The 19083-nt window shown below is 62.4% G+C and carries 20 protein-coding genes; 17 read left to right on the forward strand and 3 right to left on the reverse strand.

Annotated features, from left to right (window positions below; all coding sequences use genetic code 11):
- Positions 1 to 123 precede the first annotated feature (123 nt).
- The 6 genes from H6X51_RS14215 to H6X51_RS14240 all read left to right on the forward strand — a co-directional run bounded on the left by H6X51_RS14215 (position 124) and on the right by H6X51_RS14240 (position 5634).
- Entirely contained in the window at positions 124 to 933 is an 810-nt protein-coding gene (locus H6X51_RS14215) for a M48 family metallopeptidase (RefSeq protein WP_185268167.1), read from the forward strand.
- 228 nt (positions 934 to 1161) lie between these two features.
- Entirely contained in the window at positions 1162 to 2466 is a 1305-nt protein-coding gene (locus H6X51_RS14220) for an OprD family porin (protein ID WP_185268168.1), read from the forward strand.
- 101 nt (positions 2467 to 2567) lie between these two features.
- The gene (locus H6X51_RS14225) at positions 2568 to 2930 is read left to right on the forward strand and encodes a YkvA family protein (protein ID WP_185268169.1); all 363 of its coding nucleotides are present in this window, start codon (positions 2568 to 2570) and stop codon (positions 2928 to 2930) included.
- A gap of 160 nt (positions 2931 to 3090) precedes the next feature.
- Positions 3091 to 4377: an OprD family porin gene (locus H6X51_RS14230; protein ID WP_185268170.1), complete on the forward strand. Its 1287-nt coding sequence runs from the start codon at positions 3091 to 3093 to the stop codon at positions 4375 to 4377.
- Positions 4378 to 4715: 338 nt separating this feature from the next.
- A complete protein-coding gene (locus H6X51_RS14235; protein WP_185268171.1) occupies positions 4716 to 5297 on the forward strand; it encodes an RBBP9/YdeN family alpha/beta hydrolase in 582 nt (193 codons plus the stop codon).
- Positions 5298 to 5316: 19 nt separating this feature from the next.
- Positions 5317 to 5634, forward strand: coding sequence for a sigma 54-interacting transcriptional regulator (locus H6X51_RS14240; protein WP_185268172.1), 318 nt, complete (start codon positions 5317 to 5319; stop codon positions 5632 to 5634).
- On the opposite strand, the gene H6X51_RS14245 is transcribed toward H6X51_RS14240, so the two are convergent.
- Positions 5625 to 6857 carry an acyl-CoA dehydrogenase family protein gene (locus H6X51_RS14245; protein ID WP_185268173.1) on the reverse strand — a complete coding sequence of 411 codons (1233 nt, stop codon included), beginning with the start codon at positions 6855 to 6857 and terminating at the stop codon, positions 5625 to 5627. The two genes, H6X51_RS14240 and H6X51_RS14245, sit on opposite strands and share 10 nt — an antisense overlap.
- Before the next feature lie 9 nt (positions 6858 to 6866).
- On the reverse strand, positions 6867 to 7841 hold the full coding sequence (locus H6X51_RS14250) for an aliphatic sulfonate ABC transporter substrate-binding protein (protein ID WP_185268174.1): 975 nt from the start codon (positions 7839 to 7841) through the stop codon (positions 6867 to 6869).
- A gap of 303 nt (positions 7842 to 8144) precedes the next feature.
- On the opposite strand from H6X51_RS14250, the gene H6X51_RS14255 reads away from it, so the two are divergent.
- The 10 genes from H6X51_RS14255 to H6X51_RS14300 all read left to right on the forward strand — a co-directional run bounded on the left by H6X51_RS14255 (position 8145) and on the right by H6X51_RS14300 (position 16313).
- On the forward strand, positions 8145 to 8792 hold the full coding sequence (locus tag H6X51_RS14255) for a peroxiredoxin (RefSeq protein ID WP_185268175.1): 648 nt from the start codon (positions 8145 to 8147) through the stop codon (positions 8790 to 8792).
- Between the two features lie 110 nt (positions 8793 to 8902).
- Complete coding sequence (locus H6X51_RS14260; RefSeq protein ID WP_185268176.1) at positions 8903 to 9877, forward strand: aliphatic sulfonate ABC transporter substrate-binding protein; 975 nt, start codon at positions 8903 to 8905, stop codon at positions 9875 to 9877.
- Positions 9874 to 10704 carry an ABC transporter permease gene (locus H6X51_RS14265; protein ID WP_185268177.1) on the forward strand — a complete coding sequence of 277 codons (831 nt, stop codon included), beginning with the start codon at positions 9874 to 9876 and terminating at the stop codon, positions 10702 to 10704. The genes H6X51_RS14260 and H6X51_RS14265 overlap by 4 nt, the downstream gene beginning before the upstream one ends.
- Positions 10701 to 11429 (forward strand): ABC transporter ATP-binding protein, encoded by a 729-nt coding sequence (locus H6X51_RS14270; RefSeq protein ID WP_185268178.1) that lies wholly within the window; start codon positions 10701 to 10703, stop codon positions 11427 to 11429. The genes H6X51_RS14265 and H6X51_RS14270 overlap by 4 nt, the downstream gene beginning before the upstream one ends.
- 120 nt (positions 11430 to 11549) lie before the next feature.
- On the forward strand, positions 11550 to 12134 hold the full coding sequence (gene ssuE, locus H6X51_RS14275; protein ID WP_185268179.1) for an NADPH-dependent FMN reductase: 585 nt from the start codon (positions 11550 to 11552) through the stop codon (positions 12132 to 12134).
- 88 nt (positions 12135 to 12222) lie between these two features.
- Positions 12223 to 13188 carry a sulfonate ABC transporter substrate-binding protein gene (locus H6X51_RS14280; RefSeq protein ID WP_185268180.1) on the forward strand — a complete coding sequence of 322 codons (966 nt, stop codon included), beginning with the start codon at positions 12223 to 12225 and terminating at the stop codon, positions 13186 to 13188.
- Between the two features lie 130 nt (positions 13189 to 13318).
- Positions 13319 to 14467: an FMNH2-dependent alkanesulfonate monooxygenase gene (ssuD, locus tag H6X51_RS14285; RefSeq protein ID WP_185268181.1), complete on the forward strand. Its 1149-nt coding sequence runs from the start codon at positions 13319 to 13321 to the stop codon at positions 14465 to 14467.
- A gap of 10 nt (positions 14468 to 14477) precedes the next feature.
- The gene (gene ssuC, locus H6X51_RS14290) at positions 14478 to 15266 is read left to right on the forward strand and encodes an aliphatic sulfonate ABC transporter permease SsuC (protein ID WP_185268182.1); all 789 of its coding nucleotides are present in this window, start codon (positions 14478 to 14480) and stop codon (positions 15264 to 15266) included.
- On the forward strand, positions 15263 to 16069 hold the full coding sequence (gene ssuB / locus H6X51_RS14295; RefSeq protein WP_185268183.1) for an aliphatic sulfonates ABC transporter ATP-binding protein: 807 nt from the start codon (positions 15263 to 15265) through the stop codon (positions 16067 to 16069). The genes ssuC and ssuB overlap by 4 nt, the downstream gene beginning before the upstream one ends.
- 28 nt (positions 16070 to 16097) lie before the next feature.
- Entirely contained in the window at positions 16098 to 16313 is a 216-nt protein-coding gene (locus tag H6X51_RS14300) for a TOBE domain-containing protein (RefSeq protein WP_185268184.1), read from the forward strand.
- 186 nt (positions 16314 to 16499) lie between these two features.
- Here H6X51_RS14300 and H6X51_RS14305 read toward each other — a convergent pair whose 3' ends face one another.
- Positions 16500 to 17684: a baeRF3 domain-containing protein gene (locus H6X51_RS14305; protein ID WP_185268185.1), complete on the reverse strand. Its 1185-nt coding sequence runs from the start codon at positions 17682 to 17684 to the stop codon at positions 16500 to 16502.
- 239 nt (positions 17685 to 17923) lie between these two features.
- On the opposite strand from H6X51_RS14305, the gene epsC reads away from it, so the two are divergent.
- Positions 17924 to 18841 (forward strand): serine O-acetyltransferase EpsC, encoded by a 918-nt coding sequence (epsC, locus tag H6X51_RS14310; protein ID WP_185268186.1) that lies wholly within the window; start codon positions 17924 to 17926, stop codon positions 18839 to 18841.
- Positions 18842 to 19083: the final 242 nt, after the last annotated feature.

Genomic DNA, 19083 nt, shown 5'->3' on the forward strand with positions numbered 1-19083 from the left:
CCTCGGCCAGGGGTCTGATGAACGCTTTATCGGCAGGCGCAGTCAAACCTTCAATCCGATCTGCTATTGTTCGCAAAATCGAAGCCGTTATCGTCAACCCGAAATCACGGAAGGAAATCCGTCATGCGTACCCGCCGTCTACTTTGCTGCCTGCCATTCCTGCTGCTGGCCAGCTGTGAAAGCGTTCAGACCACCCAGGGTGGCGCCGTCGGTGTCGACCGCAGCCAGTACATGTTCAGCGCGCTGTCCAGCGCCGAGGTCGACCAGATGGCCGCCGAGTCCTACAAGGAAATGCTCGACGCCGCCAAGAGCAAGAACCTCTTGAATACCGATGCGGCCATGCTCAAGCGCCTGCGCACCATCGCCGACCGCCTGGTCAAGGAAGTCGATCACTTCCGCCCCGATGCCACCAACTGGGCCTGGGAGGTCAACCTGATCAAGAGCGATGAACTCAACGCCAGCTGCATGCCCGGCGGCAAGATCATCTTCTATACCGGTATCGTCAGCAAACTGCAGCTGACCGATGACGAGATTGCTCAGATCATGGGCCACGAGATCGCCCACGCCCTGCGCGAACACGGTCGCGAGGCCATCTCGCGTGCCTATACCACGCAGATGGGCACCCAGGTGATCGGCTCGCTGCTGGGCCTCGGGGACGGCGCCCGCCAGGCGGCGGACATGGCGGTGCAGTACGGCCTGACCCTGCCCAACAGCCGCTCCAACGAGACCGAAGCCGACCTGATCGGTCTGGAACTGGCGGCCCGCGCCGGCTACAAGCCGGAGGCGGCGGTGACCCTGTGGCAGAAGATGGCCAGCGCCGCCCAGGGCGAGCCCCCAGCCTTCATGAGCACCCACCCGTCCTCATCGGGGCGCATCCAGAACCTGCAGAGCAACATTCCCAAGGTGCAACCGCTCTACGACGCCGCCCGGTAAGCTCCGGAGCGACAGCGGCGGGCAGCGACGGATTGCCGCCCCACCGGCAGCCTGCAATCACAGGAGCAACGGGGCCTTGGGCACGAATGCGCCCGCCGCCACACCCAGACATTAGTCTATGTCCGGCAATCAGTTGTTGATTTTCCAGCTATTTCATTTATGTTACAGCGGTCGGAATAACCGGCCGCCCCGTGGGCACCCTGCATAAAGCACCCGAGGAGTAGCATGATGAAAAGAACACTGATCGCCAGCGCCGTTGCCGCTGGCCTGCTGAGTCTGCCAGCCCTGGCCGTAGCCCAGAGCGGCGGTTTTGTCGAAGACGCCAAGGCCAACCTGACCCTGCGCAACCTGTATTTCGATGGCGACTACAAGAACGCCACCGGTGCGCCGAGCGATCGTGAGTGGGGTCAGGGCTTCATGCTCAAGTTCAACTCCGGCTACACCCAGGGCCCGGTCGGCCTGGGCCTGGACGTGTTCGCCCGTTCGGGTATCCGCCTGGATTCCGGCAGCCGCTCCGGCAAGGCCGGCGCCAGCCGCCAGCCCGGCACCATGTTCCCGCTGGAAGATGATGGCAGCGCCGTCGACGAATTCAGCCAGATCGACTTCGCCGCCAAGGCCAAGATCTCCAACACCGAGCTGAAAGCCGGTCGTGGCCTGGAACCGAACCTGCCAATCGCCGTGCGTAACGATGGTCGTCTGCTGCCGCAGACCTACAGCGGCGCCATGCTGACCTCCAACGAGATCGACAACCTGACCCTGCGCCTTGGTCACCTGGATGAGGCCAGCGGCCGCGCCTCCACCTCCCATGAAGGTCTGCGCATCGGTGGCAGCTCCGAGGAAGTCAACAAGTTCCAGTACGTCGGTGGCGATGCCAAGCTGGGTGAGAACCTGGTGGCCAGCTACTACTTCGCCCAGCTGAAGGACTACTACAACCAGCACTTCCTGGGTGCGGTACATACCCTGGACCTGGGTGCCGGCCAACTGGTCACCGACCTGCGCTACTTCGACAGCAACTCCCACGGTGCCAATGACGACGGCCGAGCGGGCTACACCGCTCGCGGAGTCTACAACAACGGTGAAGTGGACAACCGCGCCATGAGCGCCCTGTTCACCTACAAGCTGAGCAATCATGCGCTGGGCCTGGGCTACCAGAAGATGAGCGGCGACAGCGACTTTGCCTTCCTGGATAACGGCGGCGGCTCCACTGCCTACCTGATCACCGACTCGCAGATCAACAAGTTCGAGCGTGCCGGCGAGAAGACCTGGGTCGGTGAGTACAGCTACAACTTCGCTGACTACGTACCCGGCCTGAGCTTCGCCGCCAAATACCTGCGCGGTAGTGACTTTGATACTCGCGTCGGCGAGAATGACAAGGAATGGGAACGCAACCTGCGCCTGGACTACACCGTCCAGCAAGGATTCTTCAAGGACCTGGGTGTTTCCCTGCGTCACGCCAGCCTGCGCACCGGTGCCAACCAGAACGACCAGGACCAGCTGCGGGTCTACCTGACCTACAACTTCGTTCTGCTCTGACCCTCCCCAAGCCCCGGCCCAGTGCCGGGGCTTTGTCATCACCAGCACCTTTTCGGGTGTACCATGGTCTGCATGTATAGCCATCCATGGGAGACCCGCTCATGAAATTCCGACCGCAGGGCTACGCCACAGCCTACAGCGCAACCGGCCTGCGCCGGAAGCTCACCCGTTACGCCACAGTGGCCGGCCGGGAAGTGGTGGAAAAGGCCCTCTGGCTGTTCTACGCGGCGCAAAGCCCGGATACACCGCGCTGGGCCAGGACCGCCATCTACGGCGCACTGGGTTATTTCATCTTCCCGCTGGATGCCATTCCCGACTTTGCCGCCGTGATCGGTTATACCGATGATCTTGGCGTACTCGCTGCGGCCCTGGCCACGGTGTCCATGTATGTCACCGAGGACGTCAAGAATCGCACCCGCCAGAGCATGGACAGATGGTTCGGGCCTGCCCCTTCTCCCCAGTAGAGCCATTGCACCACACTTATACTAAAAAAGAATAAATAAATTCGTTTTTATTCTTTTTTAAAAATACGCTTGTCGTTTATGTTACAGCTCTACGTCAGGGTGCCACTCGACCACGCAGAGCCGGATGACGCATCGTCAACACATGAACGGAGCTTGAACCATGAAATACCCTCTGCTTGCCGGCGCAGTGGCCACTGGCATTCTCAGCATAACCCTACCGACGCAGGCCTCTGCCGCTGACGGTTTCGTCGAAGGCGCCTCGGCTACCCTGGGCCTGCGCAACTTCTATATCAACCAGGACAATCGCAGTGGCACCGCCTCCCCCTCCAAAGCAGAGGAATGGGGCCAGGGCTTCGTGCTGGATTTCAGATCGGGATATACCCAGGGCCCGGTTGGCCTGGGGCTGGACGCATTCGGCCAGGCGGGCATCCGTCTGGACTCGGGCGGGCGCCAGGGCAAGGCCGGACGCAGCCGCGACCCGGGCATAGTGTTCCCGGTTGAGGATGATGGCAGTGCCGTACCCGAGTTCAGCCGCATCGACTTCACCGCCAAGGCAAAAGTCTCCAGAACCGAACTGAAATATGGCACCTTGCACCCCAAACTGCCGGTACTGACGCTGAACGACGGCCGCCTGTTGCCGCAGACCTTCCGCGGCGGCCAGCTGAGTTCCAACGATATCGACCGTCTGAGCCTGACCGCAGGCCAGATCAGCAAGGCCAAGGGCCGGGCCTCAACCGACTATGAGGAGCTGCGCATTGCCGGCGGTACCGAGCGGGTCGACCAGTTCCGCTTTGCCGGTGGCGATTACCGGGTCACCGACAACCTGACCGCCAGCTACTATTTTGGCGAGCTGGAAGACTATTATCGCCAGCATTACGTAGGTGCGGTACATCACATCAACCTCGGCGGCGGCAAGCTGAGCACTGACCTGCGCCATTTCGACAGCAATGCCCATGGCGCCAATGATGATCGGGATGCCGGCTATGGTGCAAAAGTCGACAACCGCGCCAGCAGCATCCTGTTCAGCTACGGGCACAGCGGCCACAACCTCGGCTTGGGCTACCAGCGTCTGAGCGGCGACAGCAACTTCCCGTTCATCAACAATGGCGACGGTGCCACCGCCTACCTGATCACCGATTCACAGATCGGCAAGTTCGAACGCGCCGGCGAGAAAACCTGGCTGGCGCGCTACGGCTACGATTTCGCCAATGCCGGTCTTCCCGGGCTGAAAACCACCGCAACCTATCTGCGCGGCAAGGACATCGATACCGCCGCCGGTGTTCGCGATACCGAGCGGGAACGCGACCTGCGTGTCGATTACACCGTGCAGGACGGCTTGTTCAAGGATGTCGGCTTTTCTCTGCGACATGCCAGTCTGCGCAGCGAAGTACAGCGCGACCGCGATGAGCTTCGCGCCATCGTCAACTACACCTTTACCCTGCTGTAACAGGCGGGCGGAGCCCCCAAGCGCCCCGAGACGGGGCTCCTGGAGCCCGGGCTGGAACGTCATCCTCGGCGTAAGCCGTAATGCTGTTCACTCAGCTCCATACCCCGTCATCCTTCGCGGAGGCGCATATCCGTCATCCTTCGCGAAGGCGAAGGATCCAGGGTGCGGGTGACCCCAGAGTGGCCGGTGGATCCTTCGCCTTCGCGAAGGATGACGGGGTGAGGTAAGGATGAAGGGGTGAGATAAGGATGACGGGATGAGGTAAGGATGACAACGCGAGGTAGAAAACAACGCCGCGCTTGGCAACAGCCAAATTTTCTCTTGTACGAGGCAATACCATGCATGATGAATTGATCCGCTATCTCATCCTGCCAGGCTGGCAGGGCTCCGGCCCCGACCATTGGCAAACGCACTGGCAGCAGTTGCTGCCCAACGCCCAGCGGGTGGAACAGGCAAACTGGCAGCATCCGCAACGGGGTGACTGGGTAACCGAGCTTGAAAACAGCATCGCCGCCGAGCCCACCCCCGTGGTACTGATCGCCCACAGCCTGGGCTGCATCACCGTTGCCCACTGGGCCACCACCACAACACCGGCATTGCATGCCCAGGTACGCGGCGCGCTGCTGGTGGCACCGGCGGATGTAGAACGCGACAACTGCGCCGCGCCGCTGCGCAACTTCGCACCGATACCGCGCCGGCACCTGGGTTTTCCCAGTGTGCTGGTGGGTTCGAGCAACGACCACGCCGCCAGCCAGCCGCGCACCCTGGAGCTGGGCAGCGACTGGGGCAGCCAGACGGTGATCCTCGACCAGGCTGGCCATATCAATACGGCGGCCGGCTATACCCGCTGGGAGGACGGCTTCGCGCACCTGTATCAATTGCAGAGCCGTATCGAGGAACACCGGCGTCAGCGCGCCTGACCCATTGCACGGAATGGCCATGACCACCTATCCAACCGCCAACAATCTACTGACGCTCGAGCACTGCGCACCCGGCCCGTTGAGTGTGCGCGCCAAGGCCCTGGTCTTCGTTGATCCCGCCTCGCAGCGCCTGCATGCCGAACTGGAACGCCTGGGTGCCGCTTCACTGGCCGTACTGATTCAGGGCGAAACCGGCACCGGCAAGGAGTTGCTCGCCCGCCAGCTGCATAGTGTCAGCCAGCGAGCCGGCCCCTTTGTGACTCTCAACTGCGGCGCGCTAAGCCAGGGCCGTGCCGAGCAAGAACTGTTCGGCACCCGTCTGAGCCATCAGCTGTAGACCGAGGGCGCAGGAGGTTCCCCAGTCAGCAGCCAGCGGCCGATATCCTTCTGCTTGTGATCCAGCGGGTCATGCAGGGTGTGTACCCGCACGTTGCGCCAGTAGCGATCGAAGCCAAACCTGGCCGAGGTCGCCCGGGCGCCCATGGTTTCGAACACCTGACTGGTGATATCCAGCGCCGCGCGGGCCGACAGCAACTTGGCTTCGGCAATCTGCAGAGCCAGTTCACCGCGCTCCAGCGGAGTCGGCTCGGCGCTTTCCCATAATTGCTGCAAGCGCTCTGCAGCCCGGTCCGCCAATGCGCTGGCGGCCTGCAGCTGCGTCCACAGGTCACCCATACGCAGTTGGATAAGCGCGTCCTCTGTCGGGCTCTCTGCCGTTGAACCGGGCCAGTTGCGTGCCCGCTCACGGATATAGCGCACCGCGGAGTCCAGCGCGCCCACCGCATTACCCAGATAGATCTGTACCAATACCAGTTGCGAGAAACAGGTACGCAAACTTGCCCGTACCGTTCCCAACCCCTGCTCCAGCAGATCGCTGGGGTCGACGAACACACCTTCGAAGTTCACCGTGCCGCTGTCGGTCTGGCGTTGGCCGAAACCATCCCAGTCGTCATTGACCAGCAGGCCGTCACGCTGCGCCGGTACCACCAGAAATACCCGGTCTTCCGGCCTCGGCCCACGCGGCGCACTGACCATCAGTACGTCAGCTCCCAATGCGCCGGAGCAGAACGACTTGCTGCCATGCAACTGGTAATGTTCCTCTTCGCGGCGCAGCTGCAGGCTGGTATCGCGACCATTGGTGGCATTACCCCAGAACCAATCCTGCTCCACCGTACGACTCAGCCACTGCTGCTGTTGTTGCGCGCTGCCGAACAGTTGCAGGGTCACTACCTGCAGATGGTGGAAGGCGAACAGGTGGGCCAGCGAGCTGTCCACCGCCGCCAGATAGCGGGTGGTACGGTAGATCTCCGGCCAATAGCTGCCGTAACCACCCAGGTACCGGGGAATGCTCAAGCGCAGCAGTCCACTCTGGCGAATCAGCTGCTTTTCTGCTTGTGCCGAACCACCCTGCCGATCCCGCTGTACGGCGCTCTCGGCCAGCCGTACAGTCAGGGAAAGCGTGGCCTGGCGCCAGGTGTTGTCATCCAGCGCCAGCAGGCGCGGATTGATGGTCGGGGCCACCTCAAGGGGTGATTGCAAGGGAACGTTCGAAATACGCATGCTCGCTCCTCAAGGTGCCCAGATGTCGACATCATTGGCATTCACTTTTACCGGCAACAGTCCTTCGGCATGGAAAGTGTCAGCAATACGCTGCTGCTCACTCAGGCTGTCACGCTGCACCAGGCGTACCTCATAGCTGCGCTTGCGGTTGGCTACCTCGACGATTTCCGGGTCCAGACCACCCCACAGCGGCCCGAGGATTTCGGCAGCCGCAGCAGGATTGGTCCGCAGCCACTCGCCGCTCTTGCGCAGCTCCTCGAAGAGGGTGGCGACAATCTCCGGGTGCTGCCGGGCAAAACCTGTCGAACTCAGGTAGTAACGCTGGTAATCAGCCAGTCCATCACTGCCGTCGGCCAGAATTCGCGGGTTCAGCTGACGCTGTGCACTGGTCAGGAAGGGTTCCCAGACCACCCAGGCATCCACATTGCGGTTTTCGAAGGCGGCACGTCCGTCAGCGGGCGTCAGGTAGGACGGGCGGATATCGGCAAAGCTCAGGCCAGCCTTTTTCAGCGCCTGGATCAGCAGGTAGTGGCTACCCGCCGCCTTGGTGACAGCAACACGCTTGCCCTTGAGATCGGCCAGATCATCAATCCCGGAATCACCATGCACCAGGATCGCCTGGGCAGTAGGGGACGGCGCCTCTTGGGCGACATACACCAGCCGCGCACCAGCCGCCTGGGCAAACACCGGCACGGTATCCGCCACATCAGCGGAAAAGTCCACGTTGCCCACGTTCAGCGCTTCCAGCAGCGGCAGACCACTGGGGAACTCATGCCAGGATACCTTGACGCCCTGCTCGCCCAGCACCTGCTCAAGCGTGCCCTGGCTGCGCAACAGGGTGATCAGGGTGGAAGATTTCTGAAAACCGATCCGTACCGTAGTGTCGGCGGCGGCGCTGCCGGCCAGCAACAGGCTGGCAGCAGTGAACAGGGAGGTCAGCAGTGCGCGACGCTTCCGATGCGAGGTCTTGCTTGGAGTGGACATATGACTTCTCTCTACAACGTGACAGGGATGATCCGTCTCGCCGCAGAGGCACAGCCGGATCAAGGAACAAGGGAGGCTGCGCCTCGATATGTCCGGTGATCCGGTCTGACAAAGCTAAACAATCTAAAAACAGAAAGGTAAATACTTTTTTGGAATTAAGTTATTATCACCAGCAGTAGCCATAAATAACCAAAAGAAATAACAAAATCACTATTTATTCTTTTTATCCCGATCAGCAGTCATGCATAGTGATCCTCATTGCCCGACATGCGCGGCATCCCCACAGATTATCAGGAGAGCACCATGAGCATCAGACTCGGCGATATCGCCCCGGACTTCGAGCAGGACTCCAGCGCCGGCACTATCCGTTTCCATGACTGGCTGGGTGACAGTTGGGGGATTCTGTTTTCCCACCCCGCCGACTTCACCCCGGTATGCACCACCGAGCTGGGCCTGACCGCCAAACTCGAGGACCAGTTCGCCGAGCGCAACGTCAAGGCCATTGCCCTGTCGGTGGACCCGGTCGACTCGCATATCGAATGGATCAAGGACATCAACGAGACCCAGAACACCATCGTCGGCTTCCCGATCATTGCCGACCATGACCGCAAGGTGTCCGAACTCTACGATCTGATCCACCCGAATGCCAACGACACCCTGACCGTACGCTCGCTGTTCGTCATCGACCCGAACAAGAAGGTGCGCCTGATCATCACCTACCCGGCCAGCACCGGGCGCAATTTCGATGAGATCCTGCGCGTGGTCGATTCGCTGCAGCTGACCGACAACCACAAGGTCGCCACGCCGGGCAACTGGAAGGACGGTGACGAGGTAGTGATAGTGCCATCGCTGCAGGACGAGGAAGAAATCCGCCAGCGCTTCCCGGCCGGCTACCGTGCGGTGCGTCCGTACCTGCGCCTGACGCCACAGCCGAATCGCAAGACTGCCTGAAAGAATCCGCTTGACCACTTTGCCGCCTGGTTTCGACCAGGCGGTTCTTTTACCTGACTTGACCTCAAGAAGGAGAAACCATGCGACCGATATAAGAAAGGAGTCATTACATGCAGCTGTCCTCCTGGCGTCGCCGCCTTGCCGCCGCCATCATTGCCTTAACCCCCTTGCCCGCCCTCAGCAATAACGGTGAAGTCAGCCTCGATTATGCCTACTACTCGCCACCCAGCCTGGTAATCCGCGATCAGGGCTGGCTGGAGGAGCATTTTTCCGAACAGGGCAGAAATGTGAAGTGGATACTGTCCCGCGGCAGCAATAACTCCCTGGAGTTTCTCAACAGCGGCGCCACGCAGTTCGCCTTGACGTCCAGTATCTCCGCCTTCGTCAGCCGCGCCAACGGCCAACCGGTCAAGACGGTCTACAGCTATCTGTGGGCAGAGCCCAGTGCCTTGGTGATACCACAACAGTCGGAGATCGATGGATTTGAGAGTATTCGCGGAAAACGGGTGGCCGCTACCAAGGGTACCGATCCCTATTTCTTTCTGCTGCGCGCCCTGGAGCACCACAACCTGAGTTCAAAGGATGTGCGAATCGTGCATCTGCAACATCCGGAAGGACGAACCGCGCTGGAGCAAGGCCGGGTCGACGTCTGGGCCGGACTGGACCCGCATATGGCAGCTTCTGAGGCGGCCGGCGCCCGGTTCCTCTACCGCAATCCCGACTTTGGCCTGGCCGCGTTTCTGAATACCAGTGAACGGGTTCTGGAGACCGAGCCAGAGACGGTGGCAACCGTCCTCCGCGCCTATGAGCGAGCGCGCCAGTGGATCATCGATCACCCGGACCAGACAGCGGAGCTGGTAGCCCGCGAAACCGGCCTGCCGGCGGAGGTCATTCGCCTGCAACTGGCGCGCTACGACTTCAGTCGCCCGGTACCGGGCCAGGCGCATCTCGCTGCCATCGAGCCCATCATCCCCTTGTTGAAAGCCGACAACATCCTGCGCCGTACCGCAGACACCGAGGCCACTCTGGCATCGCTTCTGGCGTCAGATATCGCCCAGGGTATCGTCGAAGGCAAGACCCGATGAGCACCCGCAGCCAATCCCTTGAGCGACCGGCATCGGCGTGGCGGCCGGCCAGACGACAGGTACGCTTCGCTCCCGTCGGCTTGCTGTTGCCACTGGCCGTCCTCGGCCTGCTGGAGATCTGTGTATACAGTGGCTGGATTCCAGCCCACCTGATGCCGGCTCCGAGCACACTGGTGCTGACCTTCCATGAACTGGCCGCCGGGCCCTTGTGGAGCCATATCCTTGCCAGTTCCCAGCGGGTTCTGCTGGGCTTCGCCATAGGTTCCGGGCTGGCGATACTGCTGGGCACCCTGGTGGGCATGAGCCAGCGGCTCGAAGCATACCTCGATCCCAGCTTCCAGGCCCTGCGGGCGGTACCGGGTCTGGCCTGGGTGCCCTTGCTGTTGATCTGGCTCGGCATAGACGAAGTCTCCAAGGTGACTCTCATTGCCATAGGCTCCTTCTTCCCCGTGTACATGAACATGGTGGCAGGAGTGCGTAACGTGGACCGCAAACTGGTTGAAGTAGGCACCCAACTCGGGTTCAGCCAGACGACCCTGATGCAGCGAATCATGCTTCCGGCAGCCCTGCCTTATCTCTTCACCGGCTTGCGCAACGGCCTGTCGATGGCGTGGCTATGCGTGGTGGCCGCTGAGTTGCTGGCAGCCACGGAAGGTATTGGCTATCTGCTCACCGATGGGCGGGAGGTCTCGCGTCCCGACCTGGTGCTGACGGCCATCATCACCCTGGCCCTGATGGGCAAACTGACTGACAGTCTGTTGAAGCACGTGGAAAAGCGCATGCTGCGCTGGCGGGACAGTTTCTCGGGACAGGAGCAGAAACCATGAGCGCCCTGCTGAGTCTGCACAATATCCGCAAATCCTTCGCCGAACTGACCGTGCTGGACGATGTCAGCCTGGCACTGGCCGGCGGCGAGATCGTCAGCCTGCTCGGCCCCAGCGGCTGCGGCAAGAGCACCCTGCTGCGTATCGCCGCCGGGCTGGACCGGCACTACCAGGGGCAGCTCGAACGCAATCCATTGCTCGACTTCGGCGCCAGCTCGGGGATTGGTGTGGTGTTCCAGGAGCCCCGGCTGATGCCCTGGCTCAATGTCGCCGAGAATATCGGCTTCGTCGACGGGCACAAGGCCGATGCGCGCTGGGTACGCCAGCTGCTGCGCGATGTCGGGCTGGAAGGCCGCGGCGATGCGCTGCCCAAGCAGCTGTCCGGCGGCATGGCCCAGCGCGTGGCCATCGCCCGCGGACTGTATGGCAAGCCGCAGGTACTGCTGCTGGACGAGCCGTTCAGTGCGGTGGATGCCTTTACCCGGATGAAGCTGCAGGATCTGGTGACAGAACTCGCCGCCCAGTACGACATCAGTGTACTGCTGGTAACCCACGACCTGGACGAAGCGGTATACCTGAGCGACCGGGTGCTGATCCTCGGTGGGCAACCCAGCCGGATCGTCAGCGAATTGCATGTTCCGGTGCCCCGGCCCCGCGACCGTAGAGCAGCGGAACTGGCCTTGCTCAAGGGCCAGGCCCTGACCGCCCTTTACCAACAACCGTATTAGAACAATATAGAATTACAAAATGAAAATTAATGATTTTAAACAATATAAGATCACTGCTAATGTTTCCTCACCCGGGAATATCCAGGTCCCCGGCACTGATCAACACAAGGAACGCCTTTCATGCTCGTGGTAACCATTGGCGGCAGTCCCAGCCTCCGCTCGCGCACTGGCCTGCTGCTGGATCAAGCCGGGCGTTGGCTTGAGCAACGCGGTGTCGAAAGGGTGCATTTCGATATCCACCAGTTCGAACCGGCAGACCTGCTGCTGGCCCGCTTCGACAGCCCAGCGATCCGCCATTTCAGTGAGCAGGTCAGCCATGCCGACGGACTGATCGTCGGTACCCCGGTATACAAGGCATCCTTCGCCGGCGCACTCAAGGTACTGCTGGACCTGCTGCCGGAGCGGGCACTGGCGCACAAGGTGGTGCTGCCGATTGCCACCGGCGGCACCCATGCCCACATGCTGGCGGTGGACTATGCACTGAAACCGGTGCTGGCGGCGCTCAAGGCCCAGGAAACCCTGCAGGGCGTATTCGCCACCGACAACCTGATCCACTACGGCGAACCAGCCCGGTTCGAGGAAAGCCTGCTGGAGCGATTGGACGAAGCGCTGGAGCAGTTCGTCGCGGCGCTGGCCCGGCGCCCGGCACCGATTGACCCGACTGTACTGAATGACCGTTTGATTCACGCTCGCTGGAGCATCTGACCACCTGACCGACCCATCCGGGTCACCCGCCTTACTCTCCCGCCAACGGGTCAGCAGGCTACCAACACCTACCGCAAAGGAGACGACCATGAAACAGGTCACTTTGCGCCGGGGATTGGCAGCATTCCTGACCGCTGCCCTTGCCTTTGGCGCCGTAACACAAGTCACCGCCGACACTCTGCGTATCGGCTATCAGAAATACGGCACCCTGACCCTGCTGCGGGCCAGTGGCGCCCTTGACCAGCGGCTTGCCGAGCAAGGCGTGAAGGTCACCTGGACGGAGTTTCCCGCTGGCCCGCAATTGCTCGAAGGTCTGAACGTCGGCGCTGTCGATTTCGGCACCACAGGCGAAACCCCGCCGGTGTTCGCCCAGGCGGCGGGCGCGGATCTGCTCTACGTTGTCCATGAACCGCCCGCGCCAACCGGCGAAGCGATATTGCTGCCAAAAGACTCGCCGATCCAGAGCGTAGCCGAACTCAAGGGCAAGAAAATTGCCTTGAACAAGGGCTCGAATGTGCATTACCTGCTGGTTCGCGCGCTGGAGGATGCCGGACTGAGCATCACTGACATCACGCCCATCTACCTTCCCCCGGCTGATGCCCGCGCCGCATTCGAACGCGGCTCGGTGGATGCCTGGGTCATCTGGGACCCCTTCCAGGCCGCCGCCGAGCAACAGATCGGTGCCCGCACCCTGATCGACGGCAGCGGACTGGTCAGCAACCACCAGTTCTATCTGTCGACCGGCGCCTATGCGCAAGCCAACCCCGAGGTGATCCAGGCCCTGATCGAGGAAATCGATGCCATCGGCCAGTGGACGCTGAACAACCTCGACCAGGCCACCGCACAGATTGCCCCGGTCATCGGCCTGAGCCCGGATATCACCCGCATCGCCATTCAACGCCAGAGCTACGGTACACGCCTGCTGAGCCCTGAGGTGGTCAAGGCGCAGCAGGACATCGCAGATACCTTCCATGCGCTCAAGCTGATTCCGAAACAGCTGGAGATCAGCGAGGTGATCTGGACGCCACAAATTGCAGCTGCACAGGTGCCTTGAGGCCTGGGGCCGATGGATTGCCACGCTGCTGCGCAGCTCGCAATGACGTTCCCCCCACTGCGTCATTGCGAGCCCGAAGGGCGTGGCAATCCAGGACACCCGGACACACACAACAACTGGAGAACGAAACATGTCACTGAATATCTTCTGGTTCCTGCCTACCCACGGCGATGGCCGCTACCTGGGCACCACCCAGGGCGCCCGCGCCGTGGACCACAGCTACCTGCAGCAGATCGCTCAGGCCGCTGACAAACTCGGTTACGGCGGAGTGCTGATCCCCACAGGACGCTCCTGCGAGGATTCCTGGCTGGTGGCTGCCTCGCTGATTCCGGTCACCCAGCGCCTGAAGTTCCTGATCGCCCTGCGCCCGGGGATCATTTCCCCCACAGTCGCAGCGCGCCAGGCCGCCACGCTGGATCGACTGTCCAATGGTCGCGCCCTGTTCAACCTGGTCACCGGCGGCGACCCGGACGAATTGGCCGGTGATGGCCTGAATCTCAGCCACGCCGAACGCTACGAAGCCTCCGTCGAGTTCACCCGCATCTGGCGCCGCGTCCTGGAAGGCGAGACCGTGGACTATGACGGCAAGCATATTCAGGTAAAAGGCGCCAAGCTGCTGTTCCCGCCGGTTCAGCAACCACGCCCGCCGCTGTACTTTGGCGGCTCGTCCGATGTCGCGCAGGAGCTGGCGGCCGAACAGGTCGAGCTATACCTGACCTGGGGCGAGCCACCGGCCGCCGTGGCCGAGAAGATCGCCCAGGTGCGGGAAAAAGCCGCCAGACAGGGCCGTAGCGTGCGCTTCGGCATCCGCCTGCATGTGATTGTGCGGGAAACCAACGAGGAAGCCTGGCAGGCCGCCGACAAGCTGATCGCCCACCTGGATGAGGACACTATCCGTCGCGCCCAGGCATCACTGGCACGCTTCGACTCGGTGGGTCAACGGCGCATGGCGGCGCTGCACGGCGGCAGCAAGGACAACCTGGAAGTCAGCCCGAACCTGTGGGCCGGCGTCGGCCTGGTGCGCGGCGGTGCCGGCACGGCGCTGGTCGGTGATGGCCCGACGGTAGCGGCGCGCGTGAAGGAGTATGCCGACCTCGGTATCGATACCTTCATCTTCTCTGGCTATCCACATCTGGAGGAATCCTACCGGGTGGCCGAACTGCTGTTCCCGCATCTGCAGCTGGTCCAAGCCGAACAACCGAGCGGCAAGCAATACATCAGCCCGTTCGGTGAGATGCTGGCCAACGACATCCTGCCCAAAGCCGCAGCTCAGAGTTGAGGGGGAGACGATGAAGACCTCCGATCAATGGCTGGACAGATTGGCACCCTGGGCATTGCCCTTGCTGCTATTGGCAGCCTGGCAGGTTTTGGTAAGCAGCGGCTGGCTGTCCAGCCGCATCCTGCCCCCGCCTACGGCCGTATTGAGCGCCGGCTGGGCCCTGCTGAGCAGCGGTGAAATCTGGTCGCACCTGGCCATCAGCAGCTGGCGCGCCGGGGTCGGCCTGGCTATTGGCGGCGGGCTCGGGCTGGCGTTGGGCTTCATTTCCGGCCTGTCTCGCTGGGGCGAGCGCTTTCTCGACAGCTCGGTGCAGATGATCCGCAATATTCCCCATCTGGCGCTGATTCCACTGGTGATCCTCTGGTTCGGTATCGACGAGTCGGCAAAGGTCTTTCTGGTCGCACTGGGCTCACTGTTCCCGATCTATCTCAATACCTACCACGGCATCCGCAACGTCGATGCCGGGTTGGTGGAGATGTCACGCAGCTATGGGCTGTCCGGCTTCAGCCTGTTCTGGCAGGTCATCCTGCCCGGTGCCCTGCCCTCGATCCTGGTTGGTCTGCGTTTCGCACTGGGGTTCATGTGGCTGACGTTGATCGTCGCCGAGACCATTTCCGCCAGCTCCGGGATCGGCTATCTGGCGATGAACGCCCGCGAATTCCTGCAAACCGATGTGGTGGTGCTGGCCATCGTGCTGTACGCCCTGCTCGGCAAGCTGGCCGACACCGCCGCGCGGCTGCTGGAGCGGCTATGGCTGCGCTGGCACCCGGCCTACCAGAAAAAAGGAGCCAATGCATGACCGCCCAACAGCCACCACGGCAGAACAACGGCACCGCACTGAAGATCCGCACGCTGAGCAAATCCTTCGGTGATCTGCAGGTATTGAACAATATCGACCTGGATATCCCTGCCGGCCAGTTCGTTGCCGTCGTCGGTCGTAGCGGCTGCGGCAAGAGCACGCTGCTGCGGCTGCTGGCCGGGCTGGATCAGGCCACCAGCGGAGCGCTGCTGGCCGGCGGCGCCCCGCTGGCCGACAACCGGGCCGATACCCGGCTGATGTTCCAGGATTCACGGCTGCTGCCGTGGAAAAAGGTCATCGACAATGTCGGCCTGGGACTGCGCGGTGATTGGCGGCCCAGGGCATTCGACGCCCTCAGGGCAGTGGGTCTGGCGGACCGCGCCTGGCAGTGGCCAGCGACCCTGTCCGGTGGGCAGAAGCAGCGCGTGGCGCTGGCCCGCGCCCTGATCCACCAACCGCGGCTGTTGTTGCTGGATGAACCGCTCGGCGCGCTGGATGCACTAACCCGGATCGAGATGCAGCAACTGATCGAAAGCCTCTGGCAGCAGCACGGCTTTACCGTGCTGCTGGTTACCCATGATGTCAGCGAAGCGGTCAGTGTCGCTGATCGGGTAATCCTGATCGAAGAAGGCGAGATCGGCCTGGACCTGACCATCGACGTACCTCGTCCACGTGCCCATGGCTCCTTCCGCCTGGCACAACTGGAAGCCCAGGTACTCGACCGGGTCCTGGCCAGACCGGCCAATCCGGAACAGCCGGAAAAAGTTTCACCCCTGCCCACGCAATTGCGCTGGGCGCTATAACCTTCATCCAAACAAGGAAACCACCAGCATGACCATTCAAGCCATCAACGTACGCAACCAGTTCAAGGGCCACATCCGCGAGATCCTGCGCGGCGATGTTCTCTCGGAGATCGACGTACAGACCGCCGCCGGTATCGTCACCTCGGTGATCACCACCCGCTCGGTAGACGAGCTGGGGCTCAGGGTCGGGTCGGAGGTGATTGCCTTTGTGAAGTCCACGGAGGTGTCGATCGCCAAGTTGTGAGGTTGTGGCCCCCTCTCCCCAGCCCTCTCCCGCGAGGGGAGAGGGGGCATGAATGTGCCCGCTGGGAAAACCCTCTCTCATGCAGGCGAAAAGTATCAGGAAGACAGATTACATCCACAGAGCACGGACAGCCCCCTCTCCCCTCGCGGGAGAGGGCTGGGGAGAGGGGGCAATCCAACCACCACCTCAGAACCTGAACACCGCCGCCGCCCCCGCCCCATCCGGCAGCAAACCAGGCGGCACCACCACCACCTCGGCACCTGTCTGCACCGCCCGCGGTATCAATTGGTCCAGCACGTCGGCACCCGCCTCCGCGGCCTTGCCATCCCCATCGAGCTCATACAGATCCACCGCACCGCTCTGCTGATTGACCACCCCGGGCAGGTTGCGTCCCGATTCGACCAGCAGCACCGCAACCCGTCCGGCAAACACCGCCTCGCCGATCTCCGGCACGTTCTCGCAGGCCAGTTGCTTGCCCTGGGCCGCTCCGTAGCGTTCCAGCATGGTGTCCAGCCAGGCGCTGTAGCGCTTGCTCATGATCTCGCCGCAGGGCTGGCGCAGCGCATCGCCATCGAGCAGCGCCGGGTCCAGGGTCACGCCCTCGTCCAGCAACTGAGGATTGTGGCTGACGGCGCGGAAGGCCGCCTGGTTGCGCGGCAGCGCGGCGAGAATCAACGGTAGCCCCGAGCGCCGGGAATGGTGTTCACTGATCGTCTTGTCGATGGCGCGGAAGTAGCGTTCGCGGTCGATATCGATCTCATCCTGTTTGCCGCCACCGCCGGACTCGTGCATGGTCATGCCGCCGGCCTTCTCCGCGGCGCGGCTGAAGCCATCCGGGTGGCCTGACTGGTTCTTCTCGGTCAGTTCCGAGCCCAACGCCTGTTCCAGGTTGCGCGGCACCGCCGGATGCAGTTCGACCTCATGCAGCACATCATGGTCGCCTTCGAACAGTCGCACCGCATCGCGGGTCACGCACAGGACCTGGAAGGTACCGGCAGCCTGGCTGAGGCGCAGCAGCGGCTTGAGATAGGGCTGGCGATCCACCCGCACCTGCTCCGGCACCGACTGATGCAGGGAGAATACGCGGAACAGGTTGTCGCCACCGATCACCGCCAGGCCACTACGCGGGCTGTTCCATAGCCGGTCATCACTCAACAGCGCCTCGAAGGGCTCGAGCAGGCTGTGCTGGCCTGCGGCGCCGGTACTGAGATCCAGATGCTCGCGCAGTTGACGCAGCAGGTTGCGGTAGCGGATCGGGTTCTGTTCACGCCCGGGGAAAGTACGCTCCATGGGCATGTACAGCGAGAGGAAGGTGTGGCCCTGGAGTTTCAGCAATTCCGACAGCGCCGATTGGGTGATGTGTTCGTACATGGCAGTACCTCGCATCGTGGTTGGACATGCCGTTCCGTCAGGCGGAACGGGGCTTCTGGCATTCCATACCTGTTACGACGAGTGCAAGCGCGGGGGAGTTCAGACAGAACGACGCTGGGGCGACTCGCTGCGTCCAGAGCAGCGCCTGGCTTCGCGAGGGCGATTCTTGACGTCCTGCGGCTTTGCATGACGTTCTGGGGTGCTACCATGGGGCATCTTCCGCAACCCAGCGCATATTCATGAAACAAGATCACGACTGGCAGCTCGACGGCATCGTCAAACAGCTGCACGAAGCCCGCTCCGAGTGGCGCTCGGCACAGGGGCGCACCCACGAACCCGGCGACCGCGAGTTGCCATCGCGTACCGTGATGCAGGGCATCATCGAGGCTCTGGCCGGGGCGCTGTTCCCCATGCGCCTGGGGCCAGCCGACCTGCGCAAGGCCAACGAGAACTTCTATGTCGGCCACACCCTGGACTCGGCGCTCAACGCCCTGCTGCAGCAGGCGGTACTGGAACTGCGCCATGCCAACCGCAAGCAGCCGGTGCAACATGAGGAGCTGGTGCAACAGGCCAGGGCCATCGTCAGGCGTTTCGCCGCTGCCCTGCCCGGCCTGCGCCGGCTGCTGGATACCGACGTGATGGCTGCCTATCACGGTGACCCGGCGGCCAAATCGGTGGACGAGGTATTGCTATGCTACCCGGGAGTCATGGCGGTCGTGCATCACCGCCTGGCCCACCTGCTGTACAAGGAGGGGCTGACGCTGCTGGCGCGAATCATCAGTGAACTGGCGCATTCGGATACCGGTATCGATATCCATCCCGGCGCGCAGATCGGCCCGAGTTTCTTCATCGACCATGGTACCGGGGTGGTGATCGGCGAGACGGCGGTGATCGGTGAGCGGGTGCGCATCTACCAGGCGGTGACCCTGGGCGCCAAGCGCTTCGAGGCGGATGAACAGGGCAACCTGCTCAAGGGTCATGCCCGCCACCCGATCGTCGAGGATGATGTGGTGATCTATGCCGGTGCGACCATTCTCGGGCGCATCACCATAGGTGCCGGCTCCACCATCGGCGGCAATGTGTGGATCACCCGCAGCCTGCCACCGGGCAGCAACGTCACCCAGGCCACGCTGAAGAACCAGCCCTGTACCGACTGAAATAACCTTGCAGGCCGCACCGATGCCGTTACCGGCCTGCCCGCCCCAGGGTGTAGCCCCCTGCACAATGCTGCGCGGTTTGCCCTGGGGGTGTAGCGCCCCTGCGCTACGCCGCTGCACTGCCTGAGACTGCGCAGCGGCCCGAACCAGGTCGGCGAGCAGGCGCTCGCCAACCCCGGGGAGTGCTACGCGGTTTTCCTGGGAGGCGTCGCCCCCTGCGCAGTGCTGCGCGGCTTGCCCTG

Origin of the sequence: Halopseudomonas xiamenensis (genome assembly GCF_014219065.1) — a bacterium.
GTDB lineage: Bacteria > Pseudomonadota > Gammaproteobacteria > Pseudomonadales > Pseudomonadaceae > Halopseudomonas > Halopseudomonas xiamenensis.